General features: G+C 72.9%; 23 protein-coding genes and 1 pseudogene. 13 read left to right on the plus strand and 11 right to left on the minus strand.

Annotation, left to right across the window (positions count from 1 at the left end; translation table 11 throughout):
• Positions 1-108: 108 nt before the first annotated feature.
• Positions 109-1,137, minus strand: coding sequence for a GlxA family transcriptional regulator (locus ACFVYR_RS20245; RefSeq protein ID WP_384250830.1), 1,029 nt, complete (start codon positions 1,135-1,137; stop codon positions 109-111).
• 95 nt (positions 1,138-1,232) lie between these two features.
• Between ACFVYR_RS20245 and ACFVYR_RS20250 the strand changes: the two genes are divergently transcribed.
• Positions 1,233-2,063, plus strand: coding sequence for a dienelactone hydrolase family protein (locus ACFVYR_RS20250; protein WP_384250832.1), 831 nt, complete (start codon positions 1,233-1,235; stop codon positions 2,061-2,063).
• Between the two features lie 110 nt (positions 2,064-2,173).
• Here ACFVYR_RS20250 and ACFVYR_RS20255 read toward each other — a convergent pair whose 3' ends face one another.
• Both ACFVYR_RS20255 and ACFVYR_RS20260 read right to left on the minus strand, forming a co-directional pair.
• Positions 2,174-3,685, minus strand: a complete 1,512-nt coding sequence (locus ACFVYR_RS20255) for an SDR family oxidoreductase (RefSeq protein ID WP_384250835.1) — start codon at positions 3,683-3,685, stop codon at positions 2,174-2,176.
• 115 nt (positions 3,686-3,800) lie between these two features.
• Positions 3,801-4,781, minus strand: a complete 981-nt coding sequence (locus ACFVYR_RS20260) for an MBL fold metallo-hydrolase (protein ID WP_384250837.1) — start codon at positions 4,779-4,781, stop codon at positions 3,801-3,803.
• Positions 4,782-5,074: 293 nt separating this feature from the next.
• Here ACFVYR_RS20260 and ACFVYR_RS20265 point away from each other — a divergent pair, with 293 nt between their 5' ends.
• Genes ACFVYR_RS20265 through ACFVYR_RS20275 form a run of 3 tightly spaced genes read left to right on the plus strand, consistent with a single transcriptional unit; the run spans position 5,075 to position 7,272 of the window.
• Positions 5,075-5,284 carry a hypothetical protein gene (locus tag ACFVYR_RS20265; RefSeq protein ID WP_384250839.1) on the plus strand — a complete coding sequence of 70 codons (210 nt, stop codon included), beginning with the start codon at positions 5,075-5,077 and terminating at the stop codon, positions 5,282-5,284.
• Positions 5,271-6,686 carry an amidase gene (locus ACFVYR_RS20270; RefSeq protein WP_384250842.1) on the plus strand — a complete coding sequence of 472 codons (1,416 nt, stop codon included), beginning with the start codon at positions 5,271-5,273 and terminating at the stop codon, positions 6,684-6,686. The genes ACFVYR_RS20265 and ACFVYR_RS20270 overlap by 14 nt, the downstream gene beginning before the upstream one ends.
• A gap of 43 nt (positions 6,687-6,729) precedes the next feature.
• Positions 6,730-7,272, plus strand: a complete 543-nt coding sequence (locus tag ACFVYR_RS20275; protein WP_384251244.1) for a TetR/AcrR family transcriptional regulator — start codon at positions 6,730-6,732, stop codon at positions 7,270-7,272.
• A gap of 543 nt (positions 7,273-7,815) precedes the next feature.
• On the opposite strand, the pseudogene ACFVYR_RS20280 reads toward ACFVYR_RS20275, so the two are convergent.
• Positions 7,816-8,202, minus strand: a pseudogene (locus ACFVYR_RS20280) (LuxR C-terminal-related transcriptional regulator); the annotation flags it as partial.
• Positions 8,203-8,230: 28 nt separating this feature from the next.
• Here ACFVYR_RS20280 and ACFVYR_RS20285 point away from each other — a divergent pair.
• Entirely contained in the window at positions 8,231-8,983 is a 753-nt protein-coding gene (locus tag ACFVYR_RS20285) for an MgtC/SapB family protein (RefSeq protein ID WP_384250844.1), read from the plus strand.
• A 152-nt stretch (positions 8,984-9,135) separates the two neighbouring features.
• On the plus strand, positions 9,136-9,831 hold the full coding sequence (locus tag ACFVYR_RS20290; protein ID WP_384250846.1) for a ribonuclease H: 696 nt from the start codon (positions 9,136-9,138) through the stop codon (positions 9,829-9,831).
• Positions 9,832-9,941: 110 nt separating this feature from the next.
• On the opposite strand, the gene ACFVYR_RS20295 is transcribed toward ACFVYR_RS20290, so the two are convergent.
• Positions 9,942-10,358 carry a hypothetical protein gene (locus tag ACFVYR_RS20295; protein ID WP_384250849.1) on the minus strand — a complete coding sequence of 139 codons (417 nt, stop codon included), beginning with the start codon at positions 10,356-10,358 and terminating at the stop codon, positions 9,942-9,944.
• A gap of 62 nt (positions 10,359-10,420) precedes the next feature.
• On the opposite strand from ACFVYR_RS20295, the gene ACFVYR_RS20300 reads away from it, so the two are divergent.
• From ACFVYR_RS20300 to ACFVYR_RS20310, 3 genes are all read left to right on the plus strand, one after another.
• A complete protein-coding gene (locus tag ACFVYR_RS20300; RefSeq protein WP_384250852.1) occupies positions 10,421-10,714 on the plus strand; it encodes a DUF6192 family protein in 294 nt (97 codons plus the stop codon).
• Complete coding sequence (locus ACFVYR_RS20305; RefSeq protein ID WP_384250854.1) at positions 10,638-11,207, plus strand: DUF6192 family protein; 570 nt, start codon at positions 10,638-10,640, stop codon at positions 11,205-11,207. Before ACFVYR_RS20300 ends, ACFVYR_RS20305 begins: the two co-directional genes overlap by 77 nt.
• Before the next feature lie 218 nt (positions 11,208-11,425).
• Positions 11,426-11,641: a hypothetical protein gene (locus ACFVYR_RS20310; RefSeq protein ID WP_384250856.1), complete on the plus strand. Its 216-nt coding sequence runs from the start codon at positions 11,426-11,428 to the stop codon at positions 11,639-11,641.
• Between the two features lie 41 nt (positions 11,642-11,682).
• Here the strand turns inward: ACFVYR_RS20310 and ACFVYR_RS20315 are convergent, their stop codons facing one another.
• Positions 11,683-11,913, minus strand: a complete 231-nt coding sequence (locus tag ACFVYR_RS20315; RefSeq protein WP_384250859.1) for a nitroreductase/quinone reductase family protein — start codon at positions 11,911-11,913, stop codon at positions 11,683-11,685.
• Positions 11,914-12,060: 147 nt separating this feature from the next.
• Positions 12,061-12,921, minus strand: coding sequence for a helix-turn-helix domain-containing protein (locus tag ACFVYR_RS20320; protein ID WP_384250861.1), 861 nt, complete (start codon positions 12,919-12,921; stop codon positions 12,061-12,063).
• Positions 12,922-12,997: 76 nt separating this feature from the next.
• Here ACFVYR_RS20320 and ACFVYR_RS20325 point away from each other — a divergent pair, with 76 nt between their 5' ends.
• Entirely contained in the window at positions 12,998-13,465 is a 468-nt protein-coding gene (locus tag ACFVYR_RS20325; protein ID WP_384250863.1) for a nuclear transport factor 2 family protein, read from the plus strand.
• A gap of 139 nt (positions 13,466-13,604) precedes the next feature.
• Here ACFVYR_RS20325 and ACFVYR_RS20330 read toward each other — a convergent pair whose 3' ends face one another.
• Positions 13,605-13,805, minus strand: coding sequence for a nitroreductase/quinone reductase family protein (locus ACFVYR_RS20330; RefSeq protein ID WP_384250866.1), 201 nt, complete (start codon positions 13,803-13,805; stop codon positions 13,605-13,607).
• Between the two features lie 200 nt (positions 13,806-14,005).
• Here ACFVYR_RS20330 and ACFVYR_RS20335 point away from each other — a divergent pair, with 200 nt between their 5' ends.
• The 3 genes from ACFVYR_RS20335 (at position 14,006) to ACFVYR_RS20345 (ending at position 15,653) form a co-directional block, all read left to right on the plus strand.
• Positions 14,006-14,758 carry an alpha/beta fold hydrolase gene (locus ACFVYR_RS20335; RefSeq protein WP_384250868.1) on the plus strand — a complete coding sequence of 251 codons (753 nt, stop codon included), beginning with the start codon at positions 14,006-14,008 and terminating at the stop codon, positions 14,756-14,758.
• On the plus strand, positions 14,755-15,261 hold the full coding sequence (locus ACFVYR_RS20340) for a hypothetical protein (RefSeq protein WP_384250870.1): 507 nt from the start codon (positions 14,755-14,757) through the stop codon (positions 15,259-15,261). The genes ACFVYR_RS20335 and ACFVYR_RS20340 overlap by 4 nt, the downstream gene beginning before the upstream one ends.
• 230 nt (positions 15,262-15,491) lie before the next feature.
• A complete protein-coding gene (locus ACFVYR_RS20345) occupies positions 15,492-15,653 on the plus strand; it encodes a hypothetical protein (protein WP_384250873.1) in 162 nt (53 codons plus the stop codon).
• Between the two features lie 236 nt (positions 15,654-15,889).
• On the opposite strand, the gene ACFVYR_RS20350 is transcribed toward ACFVYR_RS20345, so the two are convergent.
• The 3 genes from ACFVYR_RS20350 to ACFVYR_RS20360 form a co-directional block, all read right to left on the minus strand.
• On the minus strand, positions 15,890-16,111 hold the full coding sequence (locus tag ACFVYR_RS20350; protein ID WP_384250876.1) for a hypothetical protein: 222 nt from the start codon (positions 16,109-16,111) through the stop codon (positions 15,890-15,892).
• A 332-nt stretch (positions 16,112-16,443) separates the two neighbouring features.
• Positions 16,444-17,340: an NAD-dependent protein deacetylase gene (locus tag ACFVYR_RS20355; protein WP_384250879.1), complete on the minus strand. Its 897-nt coding sequence runs from the start codon at positions 17,338-17,340 to the stop codon at positions 16,444-16,446.
• Between the two features lie 253 nt (positions 17,341-17,593).
• On the minus strand, positions 17,594-18,889 hold the full coding sequence (locus ACFVYR_RS20360; RefSeq protein WP_384250881.1) for a PAS domain S-box protein: 1,296 nt from the start codon (positions 18,887-18,889) through the stop codon (positions 17,594-17,596).
• Positions 18,890-18,993 lie beyond the last annotated feature (104 nt).

The raw sequence follows: 18,993 nt of genomic DNA on the forward strand, positions 1-18,993 counted from the left end.
GCCGTAGGGCAGCGGCATCACACAGCGCGGGCCGCTGCGGAACACCGCTACCGCCTCACCGTCCCCGCTGTTGCCCTGTGTCCCGCCGTGGAGGGGTGAGGGGGCTGGTCAGGGGTGTTCCGGGTCCTGGGCGGGCCGGCGGAAGGCGGCGCGGTACGCGCTGGGCCTGTGGCCGGTGTGGCGGGCGAAGATTTCGCTGAATCCGCCGGGGTCGCGGTAGCCCACCTCGGCGGCGACGCTCGCGATCGTCCGCTCGGTCGTCTCCAGCAGGTGTTTGGCCCGGCGCACCCGGGCGGTGTGCAGGTAGGCCAGCGGGCTTAGGCCTGTCTCCTGGCCGAAGCGGCGCAGCAGGGTGCGGGTGCTGACGCCGAACTCCCGGGCCAGGGCGGGCAGGTCGTAGCGGGTCTGGAGGTTCTGCTCGAGCCACCGCTTGACGCCGGGGGAGAAGCCGCGGCCCACGGCGGGCAGCAGTTCGGTGTCGACGTAGGCGCTCTGGGTGGAGCGGGCGTCGTCCAGGAGGGTGATGCGCGCGGTGCTGCGGGCGATGCGGGGGCCGTCGTGCTCGCGGATGAGGCGCAGCGCGAAGTCGTACATCGCGCTGAAGGCGGCCGTGGTGGTCACGCCCCCATCGCTGACGACCAGTTCCTGGGGGCGCAGCCGCACCTGCGGGTAGCGGCGCGCGAATTGATCCGCGTACAGCCAGGACGTCGTCGCCTCGCGGGCGTGCAGCAGCCCGGCCTCGGCGAGCAGGAAGGCGCCGACGCAGACCGACACGAGGGCGCCGCCCGCCTGCGCCTGCGCGCGGACGGCGGCCGTCTCCGGCCCCAGGCGCGCGAGCACACCGTCGAAGTCGGGACCGGCACCGGCACCGGCACCGGGGCCGGGACCGGGGGCGGTCTCGAAGCCGGGCACGATGAGCACGTCCGCCGGGCGCAGCGCCGCGACCTCGATGCCCGCGCCGCCCGAGGCGGTCACCCGCCGGCGGGGCGAGACGACCGTCACCCGGTAGGAGGGTCCCGGCCTGCCCTGCGCCGCGGCGACGTGCCCGGCCATGGTCAGCAGGTCGAGGACCCCGTACACCTGTGAGGCGAAGCAGCCGGGGTAGGCCAGCACACTGACCCGCAACGCACTGGACACCCGCACCTCCGGCACTCGGCGGTGGCGGGATCACCGGGAGATGTGGCGATGCCGCCGCTTCTCGGCAGGGGCAGCCTCTCGTCATTCTTTCGCCCATGACAACCAGCCAAGGACAGCGCGACGATCCCCTGGACGACTTCGAGCGGCGGCAGGTCGTTTTCGAGGGCGTCGGCAAGAGCGTGTACGTCACCGGGGACGGCCCGGGTGTCGTCCTGATGCCCGAGATGCCGGGCATCAGCCCGGACGTGGCCCGTTTCGCCCGGTGGCTCCGTGCGGCGGGCTTCCGGGTGTACCTGCCCTCGCTCTTTGGCACCGACGGTGCCTATCCGCTGGCCGGGGCGGGTGCGGAGGTGGTGCGGCGGGCCTGTGTGAGCGCTGAGTTCCGGGCGTTCGCGGGGGGCGGCACGAGCCCGGTGACCGGCTGGCTGCGGGCGCTGGCCCGTGCCGCGCACGCCGAGTGCGGCGGGCCGGGGGTGGGCGCGGTGGGGCTGTGCTTCACCGGCAACTTCGCGCTGTCCATGGCGCTGGAGCCGGCGGTCGTCGCGCCGGTGCTCAACCATCCCTCGCTCCCGCTGGACGACCCCGCCGCTCTGGAGCTCGGGGAGCGGGACGCGGCCGCGGTGGCGGCGCGGGTGCGGCAGGACGGGCTGGAGGTGCTCGCCTACCGTTTCGAGGGCGACCGGTGGTGCACGGGCCGGCGCTTCGCGGCCTACCGGGCGCTGCTGGGCGAGGCGTTCACGGGCCGGGTCCTTCCCGCCGGGGCGGCGAACACGGAGCCTGCGCCCTTCTTCCGCGACGTCGTCGGCTGCGCCCACAGCGTCGTGACGGCGCACTTCGTCGATGCGCAGGGGCACCCCACGGTGCGGGCCCGGGACGAGATCATCGCTTTCCTGGCCGGCCGGCTCCTGGCACCGGAGCCGGCCTGAGAGCCTGTCTTTGAACCGGCCCGGGCACCAGGAGGCGCCCGTGGTGCGGCCGCGTGGCGGCAGGGACAGCGGCTGGGACGCGAAGCCCCCGCCCGGCCCGGGCGGGCGGGTCAGGTGTGCTCGCGGCCGGCGGCTTTGGCGATGTTGCGGGCCATGCCGCCGAAGACGAAGGCGTGGAACGGCGCGACCGACCACCAGTAGGCGTGCCCGAGCAGGCCCCGGGGGTGGAACAGGGCCCGCTGCCGGTAGCGGGTGCGGCCCTGCTCGTCCTGCTCCACGTACATCTCCAGCCAGGCCAGCCCGGGCAGCCGCATCTCGGCGCGCAGGCGCAGGAGCCGGCCCGGTTCGATCTCCTCCACGCGCCAGAAGTCCAGGGTTTCGCCGGCGCGCAGGCGGTGGGCGTCGCGGCGGCCCCGGCGCAGGCCGACGCCTCCCACGAGCCGGTCAAGGCGGCCGCGTACCGCCCAGGCGAGCGGGAAGGAGTACCAGCCGTTGTCGCCGCCGATGCCTTCGACGACCCGCCACAGCTGGGCGGGTGTGGCGTCCACGGTGATCTGGCGGTGGTCGGTGTAGAGGCTGCCGCCGGCCCAGTCGGGGTCGGTGGGCAGCGGGTCGCTGGGGGCTCCGGGCAGGGAGGCGGCGGACCAGCGGGTGGCGACCTGGGCCTCCTGGATCCGCCGCAGGGCCAGGCGCAGCGCCTGGTCGAAGGCGAGCGGGCGGCCCGGGGCGTCGGGGACGTAGCGTGCGATGTCGTGTTCCTGGCAGACGACTTCGTGGCGCAGGGAGAGCACCAGCGGGCGGGCGATGCCGCGGGGCACGGGGGTGATCAGGCCGACCCAGTGGCTGGAGAGGCCCGGGGTCAGCAGGGGGACGGGCAGGATCAGCCGGTGCGGCAGTCCGGCGATGCGGGCGTAGGTGCGCATCATGTCCCGGTACGTCATGACGTCCGGGCCGCCGATGTCGAAGCCGCGGTTGAGGGTGGCGGGCAGGCCGGTGCCGGCGCCGGCCAGGAGGTAGCGCAGCACGTCGCGTACCGCGATGGGCTGGATGCGGGTGCGCACCCAGCTGGGCGTGACCATGAGCGGCAGGCGTTCGGTGAGGTGGCGCAGCATCTCGAAGGAGGCGGAGCCCGAGCCGATGATGACCGCCGCGCGCAGGACGATGCTGGGGACGCCGGAGGCGAGGAAGATGTGGCCCACCTCGGCCCGTGAGCGCAGATGCGGCGAGAGTTCGGACTCGGGCACGCCGGCCGGGGTGAGCCCGCCCAGGTACACGATGCGTCCGACGCCGGCGGCGCGGGCCTGTCCGGCGAAGGTGCGGGCCGCGTGCCGGTCGGTCTCCTCGAAGCCGGGCCCGGAGCTCAGGGCGTGCACCAGGTAGTAGGCCACGTCGATGTCGCGCAGGGCGGCGGCCAGGGAGTGCGGGTCGCCCACGTCGCCCTGGACGACGTCCACCCGGTCGGCCCAGGGGTGATCGCGCAGCTTCTTGGGGGTACGGGCCAGGCACCGCACCCGGTGCCCGGCGGCGAGCAGTTCGGGGACCAGGCGCCCGCCGATGTAGCCGGTGGCCCCGGTCACGAGGATGTGCCGGCCGGGCCGGTGGGTGTCCTGGCTCTCACTCACGTCTGGCTGCCGCCTCGTTCCGGGGTCCGGGGGAGCGGGCCTGCAGGGCGGCCCCGGGGAGCGGCCCGTTCGAGGGGCGCTCCCGCCTGCCCAGTCTCACCCGCTGGGGGCACTCTCACCCGCTGAGCCGCGCTGCGCTTGAGCTGTGCGTGGGCGGCAGGGGGGCCAGCCGGTAGGCGCCGCGGTGGGCGGTGACCCGGCCGGCGGTGGGGGCGGGGAAGTGGGTGCCGAGCAGCAGGGTGTCGGTGCCGGCGAGCGAGGCGAGCAGGGCGCGGCGGGAGGCTTCGGCCTGGCCGGGGTCGATGTCGACGCAGCTTCCCAGGTGGGGGTGGGAGAGCTGGACGGGGTGGTGGATCAGGTCGCCGGTGATCAGCGCGGTGTGGCCGCGGCTGGTCAGCTGCACGGCGAGGTGGCCGGGGGTGTGGCCGGGGGTGGGCAGCAGGCGCAGCCCCGGGGCGATCTCGGCGCCCTGGGCCGGGACGTCGAGGAGGTCGAGGAGCCCGGCGTCCTCGACGGGGTGCACGGAGTCGCGGAACATCTGCCGGCGCGCCTCGTCCATGCTCTGCGCGGCCCAGAAGTCCCGCTCGGTGCGGGAGGTGAGGTAGCGGGCGTGGGGGAAGGTGGGCACCCACGCGCCGTCCGCCGCCCGGCGGGTGTTCCAGCCGACGTGGTCGGTGTGCAGGTGGGTGAGGACGACCAGGTCGATGGTCTCGGGGGGGAATCCGGCGTCGGTCAGGCGCTGGAGGTAGTCGGTGCGCAGGTGGTGCCAGGCGGGGTTGGCGCGGGTCTTGCCGTTGCCGATGCCGGTGTCGACGAGGACGCGCAAGGGCCCCAGGGTGAGCGCGAAGCTGTGGCTGTCCAGGCGCAGGGTGCCCTCGGGGCCGGCGAAGTCGGGGCTGAGCCAGTCCTGTTGCGCGATGACGTCGGCGGTGGCGCCGGGCAGCAGCCAGGGCCCGGTCTGCGGGGGCAGCGGTGTCTCGTCGATGCGGTGAAGGGTGATGTCGCCGACGGTCCAGTGGGGGGCTGCGGCGGACGGCCCGGTGCGCTGCGGGGCGGGTGCCTGGGGGACGGGTGTCTGCGGGGCGGGCGTCTGCATGGCTGGGGTCCTTTGGCCGGGAGGCGGGCGGGCGTGCGGGCGCGGGTGCGGGTGTGCGGGTGCGCGGGCTGAGCGCGAGCCGCGAGCCGCTGGTGCGGGGCGGATCGGTGCCGGTACGAGGAGCCGTACCGGCACCAGCCAACTAAAAGCTAACCGTTTGCGTTAAGTGAACATAGGTCCTACCGTGGCCCTAACGCAAACGCTTAGCTTTTAGCGGCGGTGGACGCCCCTCCTTCCGCCATCCGCCCCCGCACCACCCTCCCCGACAAGCCCCGACAAGCAGAAGAGGCCCCATGCCCGCCGCTGAAGAACTCACGCCACCCGAAGCCGCCCGCTGGGCGGCCCGCGCCGGGCTCCCGCTGCCCGGTGACCGCCACCAGGCGGTGGCCGCCACGGCCGACCACATCCACTCCGTCGTCGCCGTCCTGCGGGAACTGGACTTCGCCGACACCCCGCCCACCCCCCACGACGCCGCAGGGGAGACGCACCATGCAGCCGTATGAGCTGACCCTGACCGCTGCCGCGCAGCAGATACGGGCCCGCCGGCTCTCCCCCGTAGAGCTGGTGGACTCGGTACTGGAGCGGATCGAGCAGAGCGAACCCGTCCTGAACGCCTACGTCACCGTGACGGCGGAGCGGGCCCGCCGTTCGGCGCGCAGGGCCGAGGACGACGCCGCGGCGGACCGGTTCACCGGCCCCCTGCACGGCATCCCCGTGGCGCTGAAGGACCTGATCGACGTCGCGGGGCTGCCCACCACGGCGAGCTCACGGGCCCGCACGGGCCACCGGGCGGACGCCGACAGCACCGTCGCGGCCCGCCTGGCCGCGGCCGGCACCGCCCTGCTGGGCAAGACCCACACCCACGAGTTCGCCTACGGGCTGACCACCCCCCAGACCCGCAACGCCTGGGACCAGGGCCGGGTGGCCGGCGGCTCCAGCGGCGGCTCGGCCGTCGCCGTGGCCGCGGGCGCGGCCCCCTTCGCCCTGGGCACCGACACCGGGGGATCGATCCGGGTGCCCGCCGCGCTGAACGGCATCGTCGGCCTCAAGCCCACCTACGGCCTGATCCCCCGGCACGGCGTGACCTCCCTGTCCTGGTCCCTGGACCACGTCGGCCCCCTGACCCGCACCGTCCAGGACGCGGCGCTGGCCCTGAACGTCCTGGCCGGCCACGACCCCCGCGACCCCGCGAGCCTGGCCGCACCCCCCACCGACTACCGGCCCGCCCCCGACGCCGACCTGAGGGGCCTGCGCGTCGGCGTCCCGCGCACCTACTACTTCGACCACGTCAGCGACCAAGTCGAGACCGCGGTACGCGCCGCCATCACCCACCTGCGGGAGCTGGGCGCCACCCTCGTCGACGTCGACATCCCCATGACCCGCTACGTCCAGGCCACCCAGTGGGGCCTGATGGTCCCCGAAGCCACCGCCTACCACGAACAGACCCTGCGCTCGGCCCCCGAACAGTACGGGCCCGACATCCGGGTCCTGCTGGAAGCCGGTGCGCTGATGCCCGCCGGCGACTACCTGCGCGCCCGCCGGGCCCGCACCCTCATGCGCCGGGCCTGGCTGGACATGCTGCAGGCCGTCGACGTGATCGCCGCGCCCACCGTCCCCGCGACCGCCGTCCCCGCCGGGCAGGAGAGCCTCACCTGGCCCGACGGCACCCGCGAGGCGGTCTCCGACGCCTATGTGCGCCTGTCGGCCCCCGCCGACATCACCGGCCTGCCCGCCCTGTCCCTGCCGGTCGGCCGCGACCGCGCCGGCCTGCCCATCGGCATGCAACTGCTGGGCGGCCCCCTGGCCGAAGCGGCCCTGCTGCGCGTGGGCCACGCCTACGAACAGACCGCCCCCACCCCCGCCCTCGCCCCTGTTCCCGTCCCGGCACCCCGGGCGGGAAGCTGAAAGACGGATCCGTCCTAAAGTGAGGCCCGTGACCCGTAGAACGATGGCGCGCCCGGGCGGCCGCAGCGCCCGCGTCCAGGAAGCAGTCCACACCGCCGTACGCGAGCTCGCCGCGGAGGTGGGCCGCGACGCCCTGACGGTGCCCCAGATCGCCGCCCGCGCCGAGGTCACCCCCTCGACGATCTACCGCCGCTGGGGCGACCTGCAGGCACTCCTGTCGGACGTGGCGGTCGAGCGCCTGCGCCCCGAGACACCGCCGGAGGACCGGGGCGCCCTGGAGGCCGACCTGCGGGCCTGGGCCGAACTGTTCCTGGACGAGATGGCCTCCCCGGCGGGCCGCGCCTACATCCGCGACGCACTCCTCGGCGACCCCGACGGCAGCAACGCGGGCCAGTGCTCCGCCTACGCGGCCGAACAGATCGACGTCATCCTCGCCCGCGCGGCCGGGCGCGGGGAGCGCGGACCCGACACCGAGACGGTCCTCGACCACGTCGTCGCACCGATGATGTACCGCATCCTCTTCCGCCCGGGCGCCCTGGACGCCGCGTACGCGCACCGGCTGGTGAGCGGCGTCCTGGCCACCTGACCCGCCCCGCCGCGCCCCTGGCCACGCGCGCGGTGACCTGCCGCGGCACGCGTGGCCAGTCACCCAACGCCTGTGCCGGCGCCGGGCAACCGTGGTGCGGGCCCCGCAGAAGTCCCCGGTGGGAGGGGCGAGGGCGGGCCCGTGCGCGGCGCCTCCCCGTGAAGAGCACCGCTTCACTCGCTCGGCGCCCCTTGGCTGCCCGCACGCCCGGGGCGGAGCGGGTGCCTGGAATGCATTGAGTAGGCGCGCCTGAGACGTTCTTCGGGAGATCACCGAGCAGGCCAGGCGGCTTCTGGCCGTGTAAGCGTCGGGCGCCGGCCACGTAGTAGGGCTGCCAGGCGGAGACAGGCCTTGTACGCGACGGGGGGTGAGCCAGGACAGTTCGATTGCGGGGTCCGTCCCGCCATGACCGGCACGGTCCGCTCTCCTCGGCCGAGATCACCAGCAACGACCGGCGAGCGCCACCTCGAACTCATGACTTGCCCTCCAGGCGGCAGGCTCAGCCCGCACTTGCCTCCCCCGCGACCGAACCTGACCGATGCTTCAACTCCGGTCACTCCCAGTGGCTGTGACACGGCTTCTGAGCAGCTGTGACAGCTCCACGCGGGAGCGCACGCCCAGTGTGGCGAACACGTTGCGCAGGTGGTGGTCGACGGTGCGGTGGCTGACCGAAAGGCGCGCCGCCACCTCCCGGTTGGTGGCGCCCTCGGCCACCTGCCGGGCGATGCGCTGCTGCTGCGGGGTCAGCGCCGCCAGCGGTCCCGGCCCCGCCCCGCCCGCCACCGCCTCGCCCGCGGCACGCAGTTCACCGCGGGCGCGCTCGGCCCAGATCCGCGCCCCGCACCGCTCGAAGGCGACCAGCGCGTCCCGCAGCGGGCCCCGCGCCTGACGCGTACGCCGCCTGCGGCGCAGCCACTGGCCGTACAGAACCACGCCGCCCCAGTGGAACAATTGGGGCATGTTGTCCACCGGTCAGGCGCTGCAGTCAAGCGCCGCACCCCTTTTCGACACGGGCGCGGGGCAAAGCGCCCGCCAGTTCGCCGAACTCGGCCTGGCCCTCGTGCTGTCGCTGCTGATCGGAGTGGAGCGCGAAGCACGGCAGAAGAGCGCCGGCATGCGTACCCACATGCTGGTCGGCGTGGGCAGCGCCCTGTTCATGGAAGTGTCCATCCACGGCTTCGCCGCCACCGCCCACCTCCAGGGAGCCTCCCTCGACCCCTCACGGGTCGCCGCCCAGATCGTCTCCGGGATCGGCTTCATCGGCGGCGGACTGATCTTCGTCAAACGCGACGCCGTCCAAGGGCTCACCACGGCCGCGACCATCTGGCTGACCTGCGGTATCGGCATGGCCTGCGGCGGCGGCCTGCCACTGCTCGCCGCCGCGGCGACCGTCGTGCACTTCCTCGTCGTACGGGGCCTGCCGCGCCTGACCGACCGCATCCCCCTCAAACCCCGGCCGAGGGCGCTGCAGCTCACCGTCACCTACGACACCGCGCAGGGCCTGCTGGGCCGGGTACTGGAGCTGACGACCACCGCGGGCTTCCGGGTCGACGCGGTACGCGTGACGCGCGAGGAAGCACCGCGGGGCCGGGCGTCGGCGTGCCTCAGACTCCAGGGCGCGGCGGAACCCCACCCCCTCGTGGCGCAGCTCGCCCGGCTCGAGGGGATCAGCGAGGTCGATCTGGGCTCCCCGACGGACACGACCGAATGACCAGAGCCGCCCGCCATGCCCGCCCCCCCCCGCCATGCCCGCCCCTCGCCACGCCCGCCCCACGGCCGCCCCACGCCTCCCGAGCAGGCCGGACGTACGGGGGCGGAGGACGCGCCGCCCCGGTCCGGGACGGCCAATGAAATCATCGAGGAATGTCTGACGTGATCATTGCCGCCTGCGACGGAGCGGCGAAGAAGAACCCCGGGCCCGCGGCCTGGGCCTGGGTGGTCGCCGACGCCGAGGGCCGCCCGCAGCGCTGGGAGGCAGGACCGCTCGGCCACTCCACGAACAACGTGGCCGAACTGACCGCGCTGGCCGAGCTGCTGGAAGCCACCGACCCCGCCGTGCCGATCGAGGTACGCATGGACAGCCAGTACGCCATGAACGCGGTCACCAAGTGGATCGCCTCCTGGAAGCGCAACGGCTGGCTGACCGCGGCGAAGAAGCCGGTCGCCAACAAGGACCTCGTCGTACGCATCGACGCCCTGCTGCACAACCGTGCCGTGACGTTCCGCCACGTGGCCGCCCACCGCGTGGACGGCGATCACCTCAACGCGATCGCCGACGTCGCGGCCAGCGACGCCGCCACGACCCAGCAGCCCGCGGGCACCGCCCACGGCGCACAGGAGATCCCCGCACCGCGCCCGGACCGCGTGAGCGCGTCCCCCGCGCGCCGCACGCCCCACAAGAGCGGCGCCCGCGCGAAGAAGACCTCGACCGGCGCCGTCATCAAGGCCAAGTTCCCCGGCCGCTGCCACTGCCAGAAGCCGTACACCGCCGGGGAGAAGATCGCCAAGAACGCGCACGGCTGGGGCCACGTGGAGTGCCGCGAGAGCGCCGGCGCCTGACGCCCGGCCCGCAGCCGCGGCGAGCACAGCCAGGACGCACGACCGGGCCTGGCCCCTCAGAAGCTGTGTCGGGTCCTGACATGACAAGTCGAGTCGGCTTTCTGTGCAGGTCAGCGGCGGGTAGGCGCGGGCTGTTGTCGTGCGTACGGTGCCGGTATGGCCGGGGAGAAGGCGCCTCGGCTGCGGCTGGTGGCGTCCGTGGACATCGATGTGGGCCCGCGGTTGTGCCGTGGGTGCGGTGAGCCGTTGATGCCGTCGGCGGTGTTCTGTTCGTCTGTCTGCCGCTCACGGCACTGGCGGCGGATGCGGCGCACGCGGGCGAGGACCGAGGCGGTGAAGAATGGCATCGTTGCGAACTGCCCGCAGTGCGGGGTGAGTTGGACGGTGGGCGTCGAACGTCCTGTCTCGGCGGTGTACTGCTCTCCCCGCTGCCGCAAACGGGCCTGGTACAGACGGCGCACGCTGTCGAGCGCGAAGTGAGGTCGCGCGCACGGCACGGGCAGCGTCGCTTCACGCGCCGTGCGCATGCGCTCCGTCCGGCGGCCGGAGGTCGCCGGACGGTGCCAAGTGGCGGGTCGGGGACGCGGCTATGGAGATCGAACCGGTGAGGAAGTTCGGCGGCTCCAGCCCGGCGGGCAAGGACGATCTGTTCAGCGTCAGCGAGGCCATCCGGATGTTCGCCGAGGACATCGGGCTGTCGTATTCGACCGTGCGCGACTACCGGTGGGCGGCTTCCCGCTGGCCCAGGCAGCACCGCCGCTCGGACGTGTCCCACACGGTCCACAAGGTTCTGTGCTCCATCCCCGATGACCAGGAACGGTTCGAGGCGGTGGACAACCCCCCCGCCCCATCCGCGCGGCGGGCCGCCGCGGTGGACGCATGACAGTGCGAAACGGGTGGTGGGCTGGAAGGTCGACTCCCCGGAGAGCGTCCAGGAGAAGGTCGAGGCGATCCATGATCTGGCCTCGGATGACGCGGTCGCGGCCGTGGTGACGACCGACTTTCTGCGCCGTCCGGCGATTGCCTCGAAGGTGATGGCCGACGACACGGCCCGGCACGCCGTGAATGAGGCGCAGTTCGACCGGTTCCGTCAGCAGGCCCAGTACGTGCACCAGGAGGCCGCCCCGCAGCTGCAGCGCATGGAGCACGGCACGCAGTTCATGGACCTGGTCGCGGCCTGCGCCCAGTTCGTCGCGACGGCCGGCCGCATCGTGCCGAATCTGAAGGGCGAGCGCTACGACGACGCCGAACGCGACACCATCGAACGTGGCCTGTCGCGCGTTCGCGCCGCGGCGGACTGGATCGAGAACGCCGTCACCCGAGGCGAGGTCGACCTGGACGAGCAGCTGGGCCAGGCTGCTGAAAGGCTCGGGTGAGTAGGCGATGGGGCGGGGCCTCCCCGCTCACGTTCACGCCGAAGCCGTCCTCAAGGCCTCCAGGAGGCCCGCCCGTCGGGGCTGACGACCACCCAGCTGATGGGCGCCACCGAACGCACCCGCTCCCAGGCCTATACCGGGATCTCGCGCCTGCGGAAGATCGCGGCTGCCCGCGGGCGCGCCTGCGGAAGATCGCGGCTGCCCGCGGTCTGCCGCCGGTGACCTGGGACAAGACGTGGGGATACCGGATGCTGGAGGACGCGCCGGAGGTGTGGATCGGCTACGAGCGGGCGTTCTTCGACATCGTCCGCCACCGCGTGACCAACTTCATCGAGGGCATCCTGATGGCCCATGAGACCCTCATGACCCGCCGGCTCGCCCGCCAGCACCGCCGACCCAAGCCGGTCCCGGCTGCCCTCGCAGTGGCTGTTTGAAGGGGCCCAGCAGCTCTCGCCTGAAAGGTCACCCGGAGACGTCAGTCCTCGCGGTCTCGCTGGAGTTCGACCACGGGAATCAGCCGCTGGGTCCGCCCCTGGTGCTCGGCGAGGAACGGGCGCTGCCGGACAGCCTGCTCCATCCGCCTGTCTCGCTCATGTCCGAACGCCGCGACCGCGGTCGCCGGGAACTCCTCATCGCCCAGCTCGACCTGGACTGCGGGGTTCGCGATCACGTTGTAGTACCAGTCCGGATGGCGAGGCGCCCCCATGTTTGACAGCGGCCAGTTCGAATTCCCCACGTACGGCCAGTTCGAAGCTCACGGACGGTAGTCGGTGGGGCATCACAGCTTGTGCTCCGCGGGGTGGAGGCCACCCTGCGCCTGTGGCGAGCGGTGCGTACTGCGTGGGGTGGGTGGTTAGCGCGTCTCGCCGGTGTCGTGCCCCGCCCATGCGATGTCGTCCACTGCCAGGCCCGTGTTACCGGCCAGTGCCGCGGGAGTCATTCCGGTGAAGGCCATGACCTCGCGGTGGAGATGGGACTGATCGGCGTAACCGCAGTCTGTTGCGACGCGGGCCGCGCTGCCGCCTGCGGTCAAGTGGTGGGCCGCATGGTGGAAGCGGACCAGTGTTCCGGCGCGCTTGGGGGGCAGGCCGATCTGTGACCGGAACCGGGACCAGAGGCGCCTGCGGCTCCAGCCGACTTCGGCTGCCAGATCCTCGACCCTGACCTGGCCGCGGCTGACGACGATCTGGTTCCAGGCCCGGGCCACCTCCGGGTCCACCGGTGGCCCCGTCCCGCGGCGACGGGCAAGGAAGGCATCCGTCAACGCGAAACGGTCCTCCCAGGACTGGGCCCCACTGAGTTGCTCCCGCAGCCGTGCCGCGTCCCGGCCCCACAGCTCGTCGAGGGGAACCACGGTATGGTCCAGCTCCGCCGGGTCGACCCCCAGCACGGTGTGCGTGACCAGCGGGGACAGGTGTACCTCCACGCATGCGACGTTCTCGCCCCGCATACGCACTGCACCGGAGGCGAGCCCGGCGACGAGACCTCCGCGCTGTTGCCGGCCGACGGCGTCGCCCACGATGAGCGGACCTTCGCCGAACTCGATGACCAGGGTGAGGGCCGGGTGCGGGATCACCGGCAGGTCGACGGGACCAGTGCCCCAATCGCGGAACCCGACCAGGCTGATGCCGCCTGTCCGGCCGCGCCACGGTGGCCCCGCGACCTCCCACCTGGCCACAGCCTCACGCTCACGCTCACGCACGGCGGATTGCATCACCCCATGCTACGGGGGAGACCGATCGGAACATTTGTCCAAGACACCCGAACGCGCGGGCGGTGACAGTGGGCTCATGAGCGACATCATCATCCAAAACGCCTTCCAGGCGTTGGCCAGCTATGACCACGACCGGATCTCCGCGGTCCTCACCGAGGACGCCGAGTGGCTGTCACCCCCCGGGAACGCCATCGCCACCGCGCTCGGGGCGACCAACCACATGGTCGGCAGGAAGGCCATCGCGCGCTTCTTCGCCGAGGACTTCCCCCGTGTCTTCGTGCGTGACGTCACCGTCACCTTCCTGGGGCTGCACGCCGATGGCGAACGAGGGGTGGCGGAGTTCACCATGACGGCAACTCTCGCCAACGGACACCACTACAGCAACGACTACTGCTTCGTCTTTGAACTCCGGGACGGGTTGATCCACCGGGTCCGCGAGTACACGGACACAGCCCGCGGGCACCGCATGCTCTTTGGCGAAGCTCCGCAGGAGGTACCCCGAACTGGCCATGCACCGGTCAGCCCCGGCAACCAGCAGGTCTGAGCCGCCGCACCTGCCACGGCGGCCCAGGCGCACCACCAGCAGACCACCCACCATCGACAACCACAACGCTGGGTGACCACTGGCGGCCAGATCTCTCCCCGCCAACTGGCCGCCTGTGGGGAATTCCAACTGGCCACTATCACATGTTGGAAGCGATCACGCACAAACGGTCCTCCAGGCGGAGGAACATCATCGGCGTGGTCCGGCGGGCCCCACTCCTGGCGCCGGTATGCGTCAGGAGCAGCAGACCGTCAGCGTCGAGCTGATCAGCGATCTGTCCCTTGCCGCGCTGGGCCCGGAACTGCTCGATGACATGCTGGTTGAACGCGGCCTGATCCATGACCCGCAGTCAACCACAAGCTCTCCCACTGCCGTTCGGATTCACGACCATCGACGCCCAACCGAACGGCAAAGGGAATCGCTCTCGTGGATCACGTCCTTGAGCTGCGAAAAGAGATGTGACACAGCTTCTCAGCGATGCCGCGCCGACACGGCCCGCGCAGCACCGCTGAGAGGCCCGGCCCGGGGCAGGGTGGAGGAGTGGATCAGACGACAGAGGCCGGAATCTTCACCCGCAGGCTCGGCGCCCCGCCCCGTGCAGGCACCCCCGCCATGGTCCTCGTCCACGGACTGGGCCTCTCGGGACGCTACTTCCTGCCCCTGGCGCGGCGCCTGGCCGCGAACGGCACGACCGTCCTGGTACCCGACCTGCCGGGCAACGCCCGCTCCAGGGCCGCCGCGCGCCGCGCACCGGGCGTGGGACAACTCGCCGACGCCCTGGCGCACTGGCACCAGCGCCTGGCACTGGGCCCGAGCTGCCTGGTGGCCAACTCGGTCGGCTGCCAGGTGAGCGCGGCCCTCGCCGCCCGCCACCCGCGCCTGGTGAGCGGGATGGTCCTGGTCGGCCCGGCGCTCCAACCAAGGACATCCGGCCTGCGCCAGTTCGGCCGGCTCCTGGCGGACGTACCCCGCGAGCCCTTCTCCCTGCTCCCGCTGGCCGCGACGGACTACCTGCTGACCGGCCTCGCGCGCTGCGCCGCGTCCTTCCGCGGCGCCCTGCGCGACGCGGCTGAGTCATTCGAGGGGAACCTCGCCCGCGCCACCGCGCCGACCCTCGTCGTACGGGGAGCGGGTGACACCATCGCCTCCCGGGCCTGGGCCGCGCACGTGGCGCGCCTGGCCGGCGAGGGACGAACGGCCCAGATCCCGGGCGCGGCCCACGCCGCCCACTACAGCGCGCCGGACGCCCTGGCGGCGCTCATCGAAGAGTTCGCGGCGGGAGAGCCCTCATGAAGCCGTCAAGGACGTCCGGTTCCGCGCCGGAGCGGCGCCCTCGCCCGCAGAAGCCCTCGCCCTGGCTGCGCCTGCTGCCCGGTATCTCTCCCAAGCGCCGCGGCTTTGTGCTGGCCTGGTGGGGGTTTGCCCTGACCTTCGCGGGGATGCGCCTGCTGACCTGGCTGATCCACATCGACGTGGCCGGGGTGGGGGACATGCAGGCCGGGGGAGTGCACATCCACCATTACGTGTGGGGCATCCTGCTGCTGGTGGCGGTGGGCGCCCTGGGCCTGGCCGAACGCTCGGCCAGGGCCCGCGCCTGGATGGGACTGGCCTACGGGGTGGGGCTCGCCCTCGTCGTCGACGAGGCCGCACTGCTGATCAGCCTGGAGGACGTGTACTGGGACACCGAGGGCGGCGTCAGTATCGCCCTGGCCATCGCCGTGATCGCCCTGGCGGGAAGCGTCCTGGCGATGACACGCGGGCGGCGCGCCTCGAAAAGGGACCGGGAGGACGGCTGAGGGCTGCGGGCCTGTCGCTCCCTCTGCTCACGTCAGGTCGATGCGTCAATCGATACGCCCGAGCAACTCGCGAAGGGAGACATGCTGCTGACGCACAACACCGGCAGCAGACACCGTGCACGGGCCCTCGTGCCCAGGGAGTACACCCATCTCGCTGTCGACAAGCCGAAGGTCGGCTCGTTCCAGACGTCCTGCAGTACACCGGCGGGCGCGGCACAGCGAAACTCGACGTGGGCGACGGGTACATCCACATCAAGCACCGGTCACCTGGCGGCGAGGGCGAAGAGCAACTCCACCGCAGCAGCGGCCCCTTCCGCGGCACCTTCCAGCTGCCAGGCCCCGGCCTGATCGTGGTGGACTGCCTCGTGCGCTGGCCGGTCACGGTGCGGTGAGGAGCAGCGCGGTTCCCATGCCGCCACAGCGCCCCCCCCCGCGAGACGACGCAGCCCAATGAGCAGCCCCAGAGCCAACCAGTGGAGGTTAGGACAGGCTCTCAGCCGGGCCGGCGAGCCCCGGCCGGATACGGCCGCAGAACCTGCCTTTGCACCCTCGCCGTCCGCGCGGAGTGCGGGCGCGCCCCGGCGCCCGGTGCGCGGGCGGGGGGCCAGAGCCAGGCTCTCAGGCGCCCTCAGGCGTTCTCGCCCTCACGCACCTGCCGCACCGCCTGCTGGGCGGCGTAGAAGTCGGCGTCGGACACGCCCGGGTCGTCCTCGATCCGGTCGAGCCAGTCCTCGATCTCCTCGGCCGTCCACAGGTCGAAACCCTTGGGAATGTCCAGCGTCGTGGTATCCGCGCGCAGCTGCTCGGCGGCAGCGGCCTCCTTGACGCTGCGCGTGCTCACCTCGATCATCGCGGCTCTCCCTTCGCTACGTTGGGGGGAACGGACGGGCGACCTTGCCAGAGGCCGGCCGGGGATGTCCAACCGGCTTCAACCGGCTGCCGCTCCCGCCCGTACACCGCCCCGCCCCGCCCGCCCGCCGCCCGGCGGGTTCAGAGCCTGTCTTTGAACCCCCGCCTGCGCCCCGGCGCCCGGCACGCACGCTCGGCGCACGGAGTCCCAGGACAGGTGGCTCCGCCACATGACCTGGGACTCCGCACACCGATCGCACGCACCGACCGCCGCTGCGCCCGCGCTTCGCGCGGACGACGGGGGTTCAAAGACAGGCTCTCAAAGTCAGGCTCTCAGAGCCCGGCCTGCGCCACGACGTCGCCGAGCGCACGCCCCAGCGGCAGGTCGACGCGCCCACTGGCCCAGCGGTCCCCGCGGGTGGGGCCCTGGTTCACGATCAGCACCGGGATGCGGGCCTGCGCCGCCTGGCGCACGAAGCGCAGCCCGGACATGACGGTCAGGGACGAGCCCAGCACGAGCAGCGTCGCCGCCTCCCCGACCAGACGCCGGCACGCCGCGACCCGCTCGGGCGGCACGTTCTCGCCGAAGAACACGACGTCCGGCTTGAGGACCCCGGTGCCGCAGGCCGCGCACGCCACCACCTGGAAGGCGCGCACCGCCTCCTGGGGCAGCTCCACGTCGCCGTCCGGGTTGACCCGCGCCGCGCGGTGCCGTGCGGCGACGGCCTCGAACCGCGGGTTGGCCTCCCGCAGCCGGCCGTCGAGCTCCGCGCGGTCGGTGACCTGCCCGCAGGCCAGGCAGACCACCCGGCTCAGACTGCCGTGGAGCTCCTGCACCCCGCGCGCTCCCGCGGCCTGCTGCAGCCCGTCGACGTTCTGCGTGATCACGCCGGTGACCAGGCCCGCTGCGGCGAGCGCGGCGACCGCCCGGTGGCCGGTGTTCGGGCGGGCCCGGGCCATGGCCCGCCATCCCAGCTGGCTGCGGGCCCAGTACCGGCGGCGTGCGTGCGCGCTCCCGGTGAACTCCTGGAACGTCATGGGCACGTGATTGCGCCGCAGTGAGCCGTGTTCCCCGCGGTAGTCGGGGATGCCGGATTCCGTCGACAGGCCCGCCCCGCTGAGGACGACGACGCCTCCCGCCCGCACCGCGGCCACGACCGGCGACAGGTCGCGGGAGGCGGGAGGCAGGTCGCCCTCGGGCTCCCAGGTCAACGTCGGCCGCATCCGCATGACCGCCAGCTTAGAGCCTGTCTTTGAGACCCCCGCCGTCCGCGCGAAGCGCGGGCCGGGGGGCGCCGTGCCCTTTCAGAGCCTGTCTTTGAACCCCCGTCTGCGCCTCGACGCCCGGCACGCGCCCTCGGCGCACGGAGCCCCAGGACAGGTGGCTCCGCCACATGACCTCGAACTCCGCACACCGATCGCACGCACCGAACGCCGCTGCGCCCCCGCTTCGCGCGGACGACGGGGGTTCAAAGACAGGCTCTCAGACGGCGCTGAGCGGGTGGGCCGCCGTGGCCGAGCGCGGGGGCCAGGCGCGGGGGGCCAGGATGCCAAGGACGTAGGCCCGGGCGACGAGCGCGGGGCGACTGGCGGCGCCCAGCAGCTGCCGCAGCCGGCTGAGGTGGTAGTCGACCGTCTGCCGCGACAGCTTCAGCGAGGCGGCGATGTCACTGTTGCTGCTGCCCTGCGCCAGGAGGGAGAGGATACGGACCTGCGCGGGGGTCAGCGAGGGATGCGCCTCATGGGCCAGGCCCCGCTGGGTGACCACGGCCCACACATGCCGGGCCCGGGCCGCGCCGGGCCCCACCGTCGTCAGGTTCAGCTGCGCACGGCACTGCAGCCCCTGGGCGTCGACGAGCACCGCGGACGTCTCCACCCGTCTGGTGCGGCGCGCTATCAGCCCCTTCCACCGGCGCTGCAGCCCCTCCAGGCCGGGGGAGGGGGCGAGCAGGGTGTGCGCCCGGCGCCCCACCAGGTCGGGCAGGCTGAGATGGAACAGCTCGGCCGCCGCCGCGCTCGCCTGCACCACCCGCCCACCGGCCGACAGCAGCGCACAGGGCAGCCCGCTGTGATCGCGCAGCGCCTGCAGGCTCTCCTCCGCCTCCTGGCGCTGGACCCTGGCACGCAAGTGGTCGGTGATGTCCACGTAGATCCCGGCGACACAGCTCTGCGCGTTCTCCCGCACGGGAAAACGGTGCCCGACCGCGTGCCCGGCACTGCCGTCCGGACGCCGGTAGCCCACCGTGTGGCGCACCGGCCTGCCCCGGGTCAGGACCTCCTGGTCCAGGGCGCGGAAGCGGACGGCCTCGGCGGGAGCGTCGAAGTCCTCGATGCGCTTGCCGGTGAGCTCGCCCACCGTGGTCCCGTACAGGTGCGCGTAGGCGTGATTGGCCCACAGGTAGCGGCCCTCCCGGTCCCGGATGAACGCGGCGGCCGGCGCCAGATCGACGAGATCGGCGAAGGCGGCGTACCGGCGCGGCACTTCGGGGCTGTCCCCGACCTCCACGGCAAGGCCCCGCGTACGGCTGCGGGCCCGGCCCCCGTCCACAGGCCAGCTCACCTCGAAGGTGCGCCCGTCGAAGCGGGCCTGCCAGTGGCCCTGCTGCGGCGGACGCCCCGCCTCCGCGCACTCCTGGTGCATCCGCTCCAGAAAACGCTGCGCCGTCCCGGTGTCGGCGAACGCGCCGCCGCCCCTCTCCAGCACCTGCCACGGCTGGTCGACCTCCCACCAGAACACCGGAAGCTGCTCGAGCAGCGCCTTGAGACTGGAATCATCCACAGCGGTTTCTCCGTCCGTATACGGCCCGTTGACGCACGGTCACCACGCGATGCGTATCCCGCCCCGATCTCCCGCATGCTCGGTTTCTCGGCCGAAGTGGCACC

Source organism: Streptomyces sp. NPDC058284 (assembly GCF_042881135.1).
GTDB lineage: Bacteria > Actinomycetota > Actinomycetes > Streptomycetales > Streptomycetaceae > Streptomyces.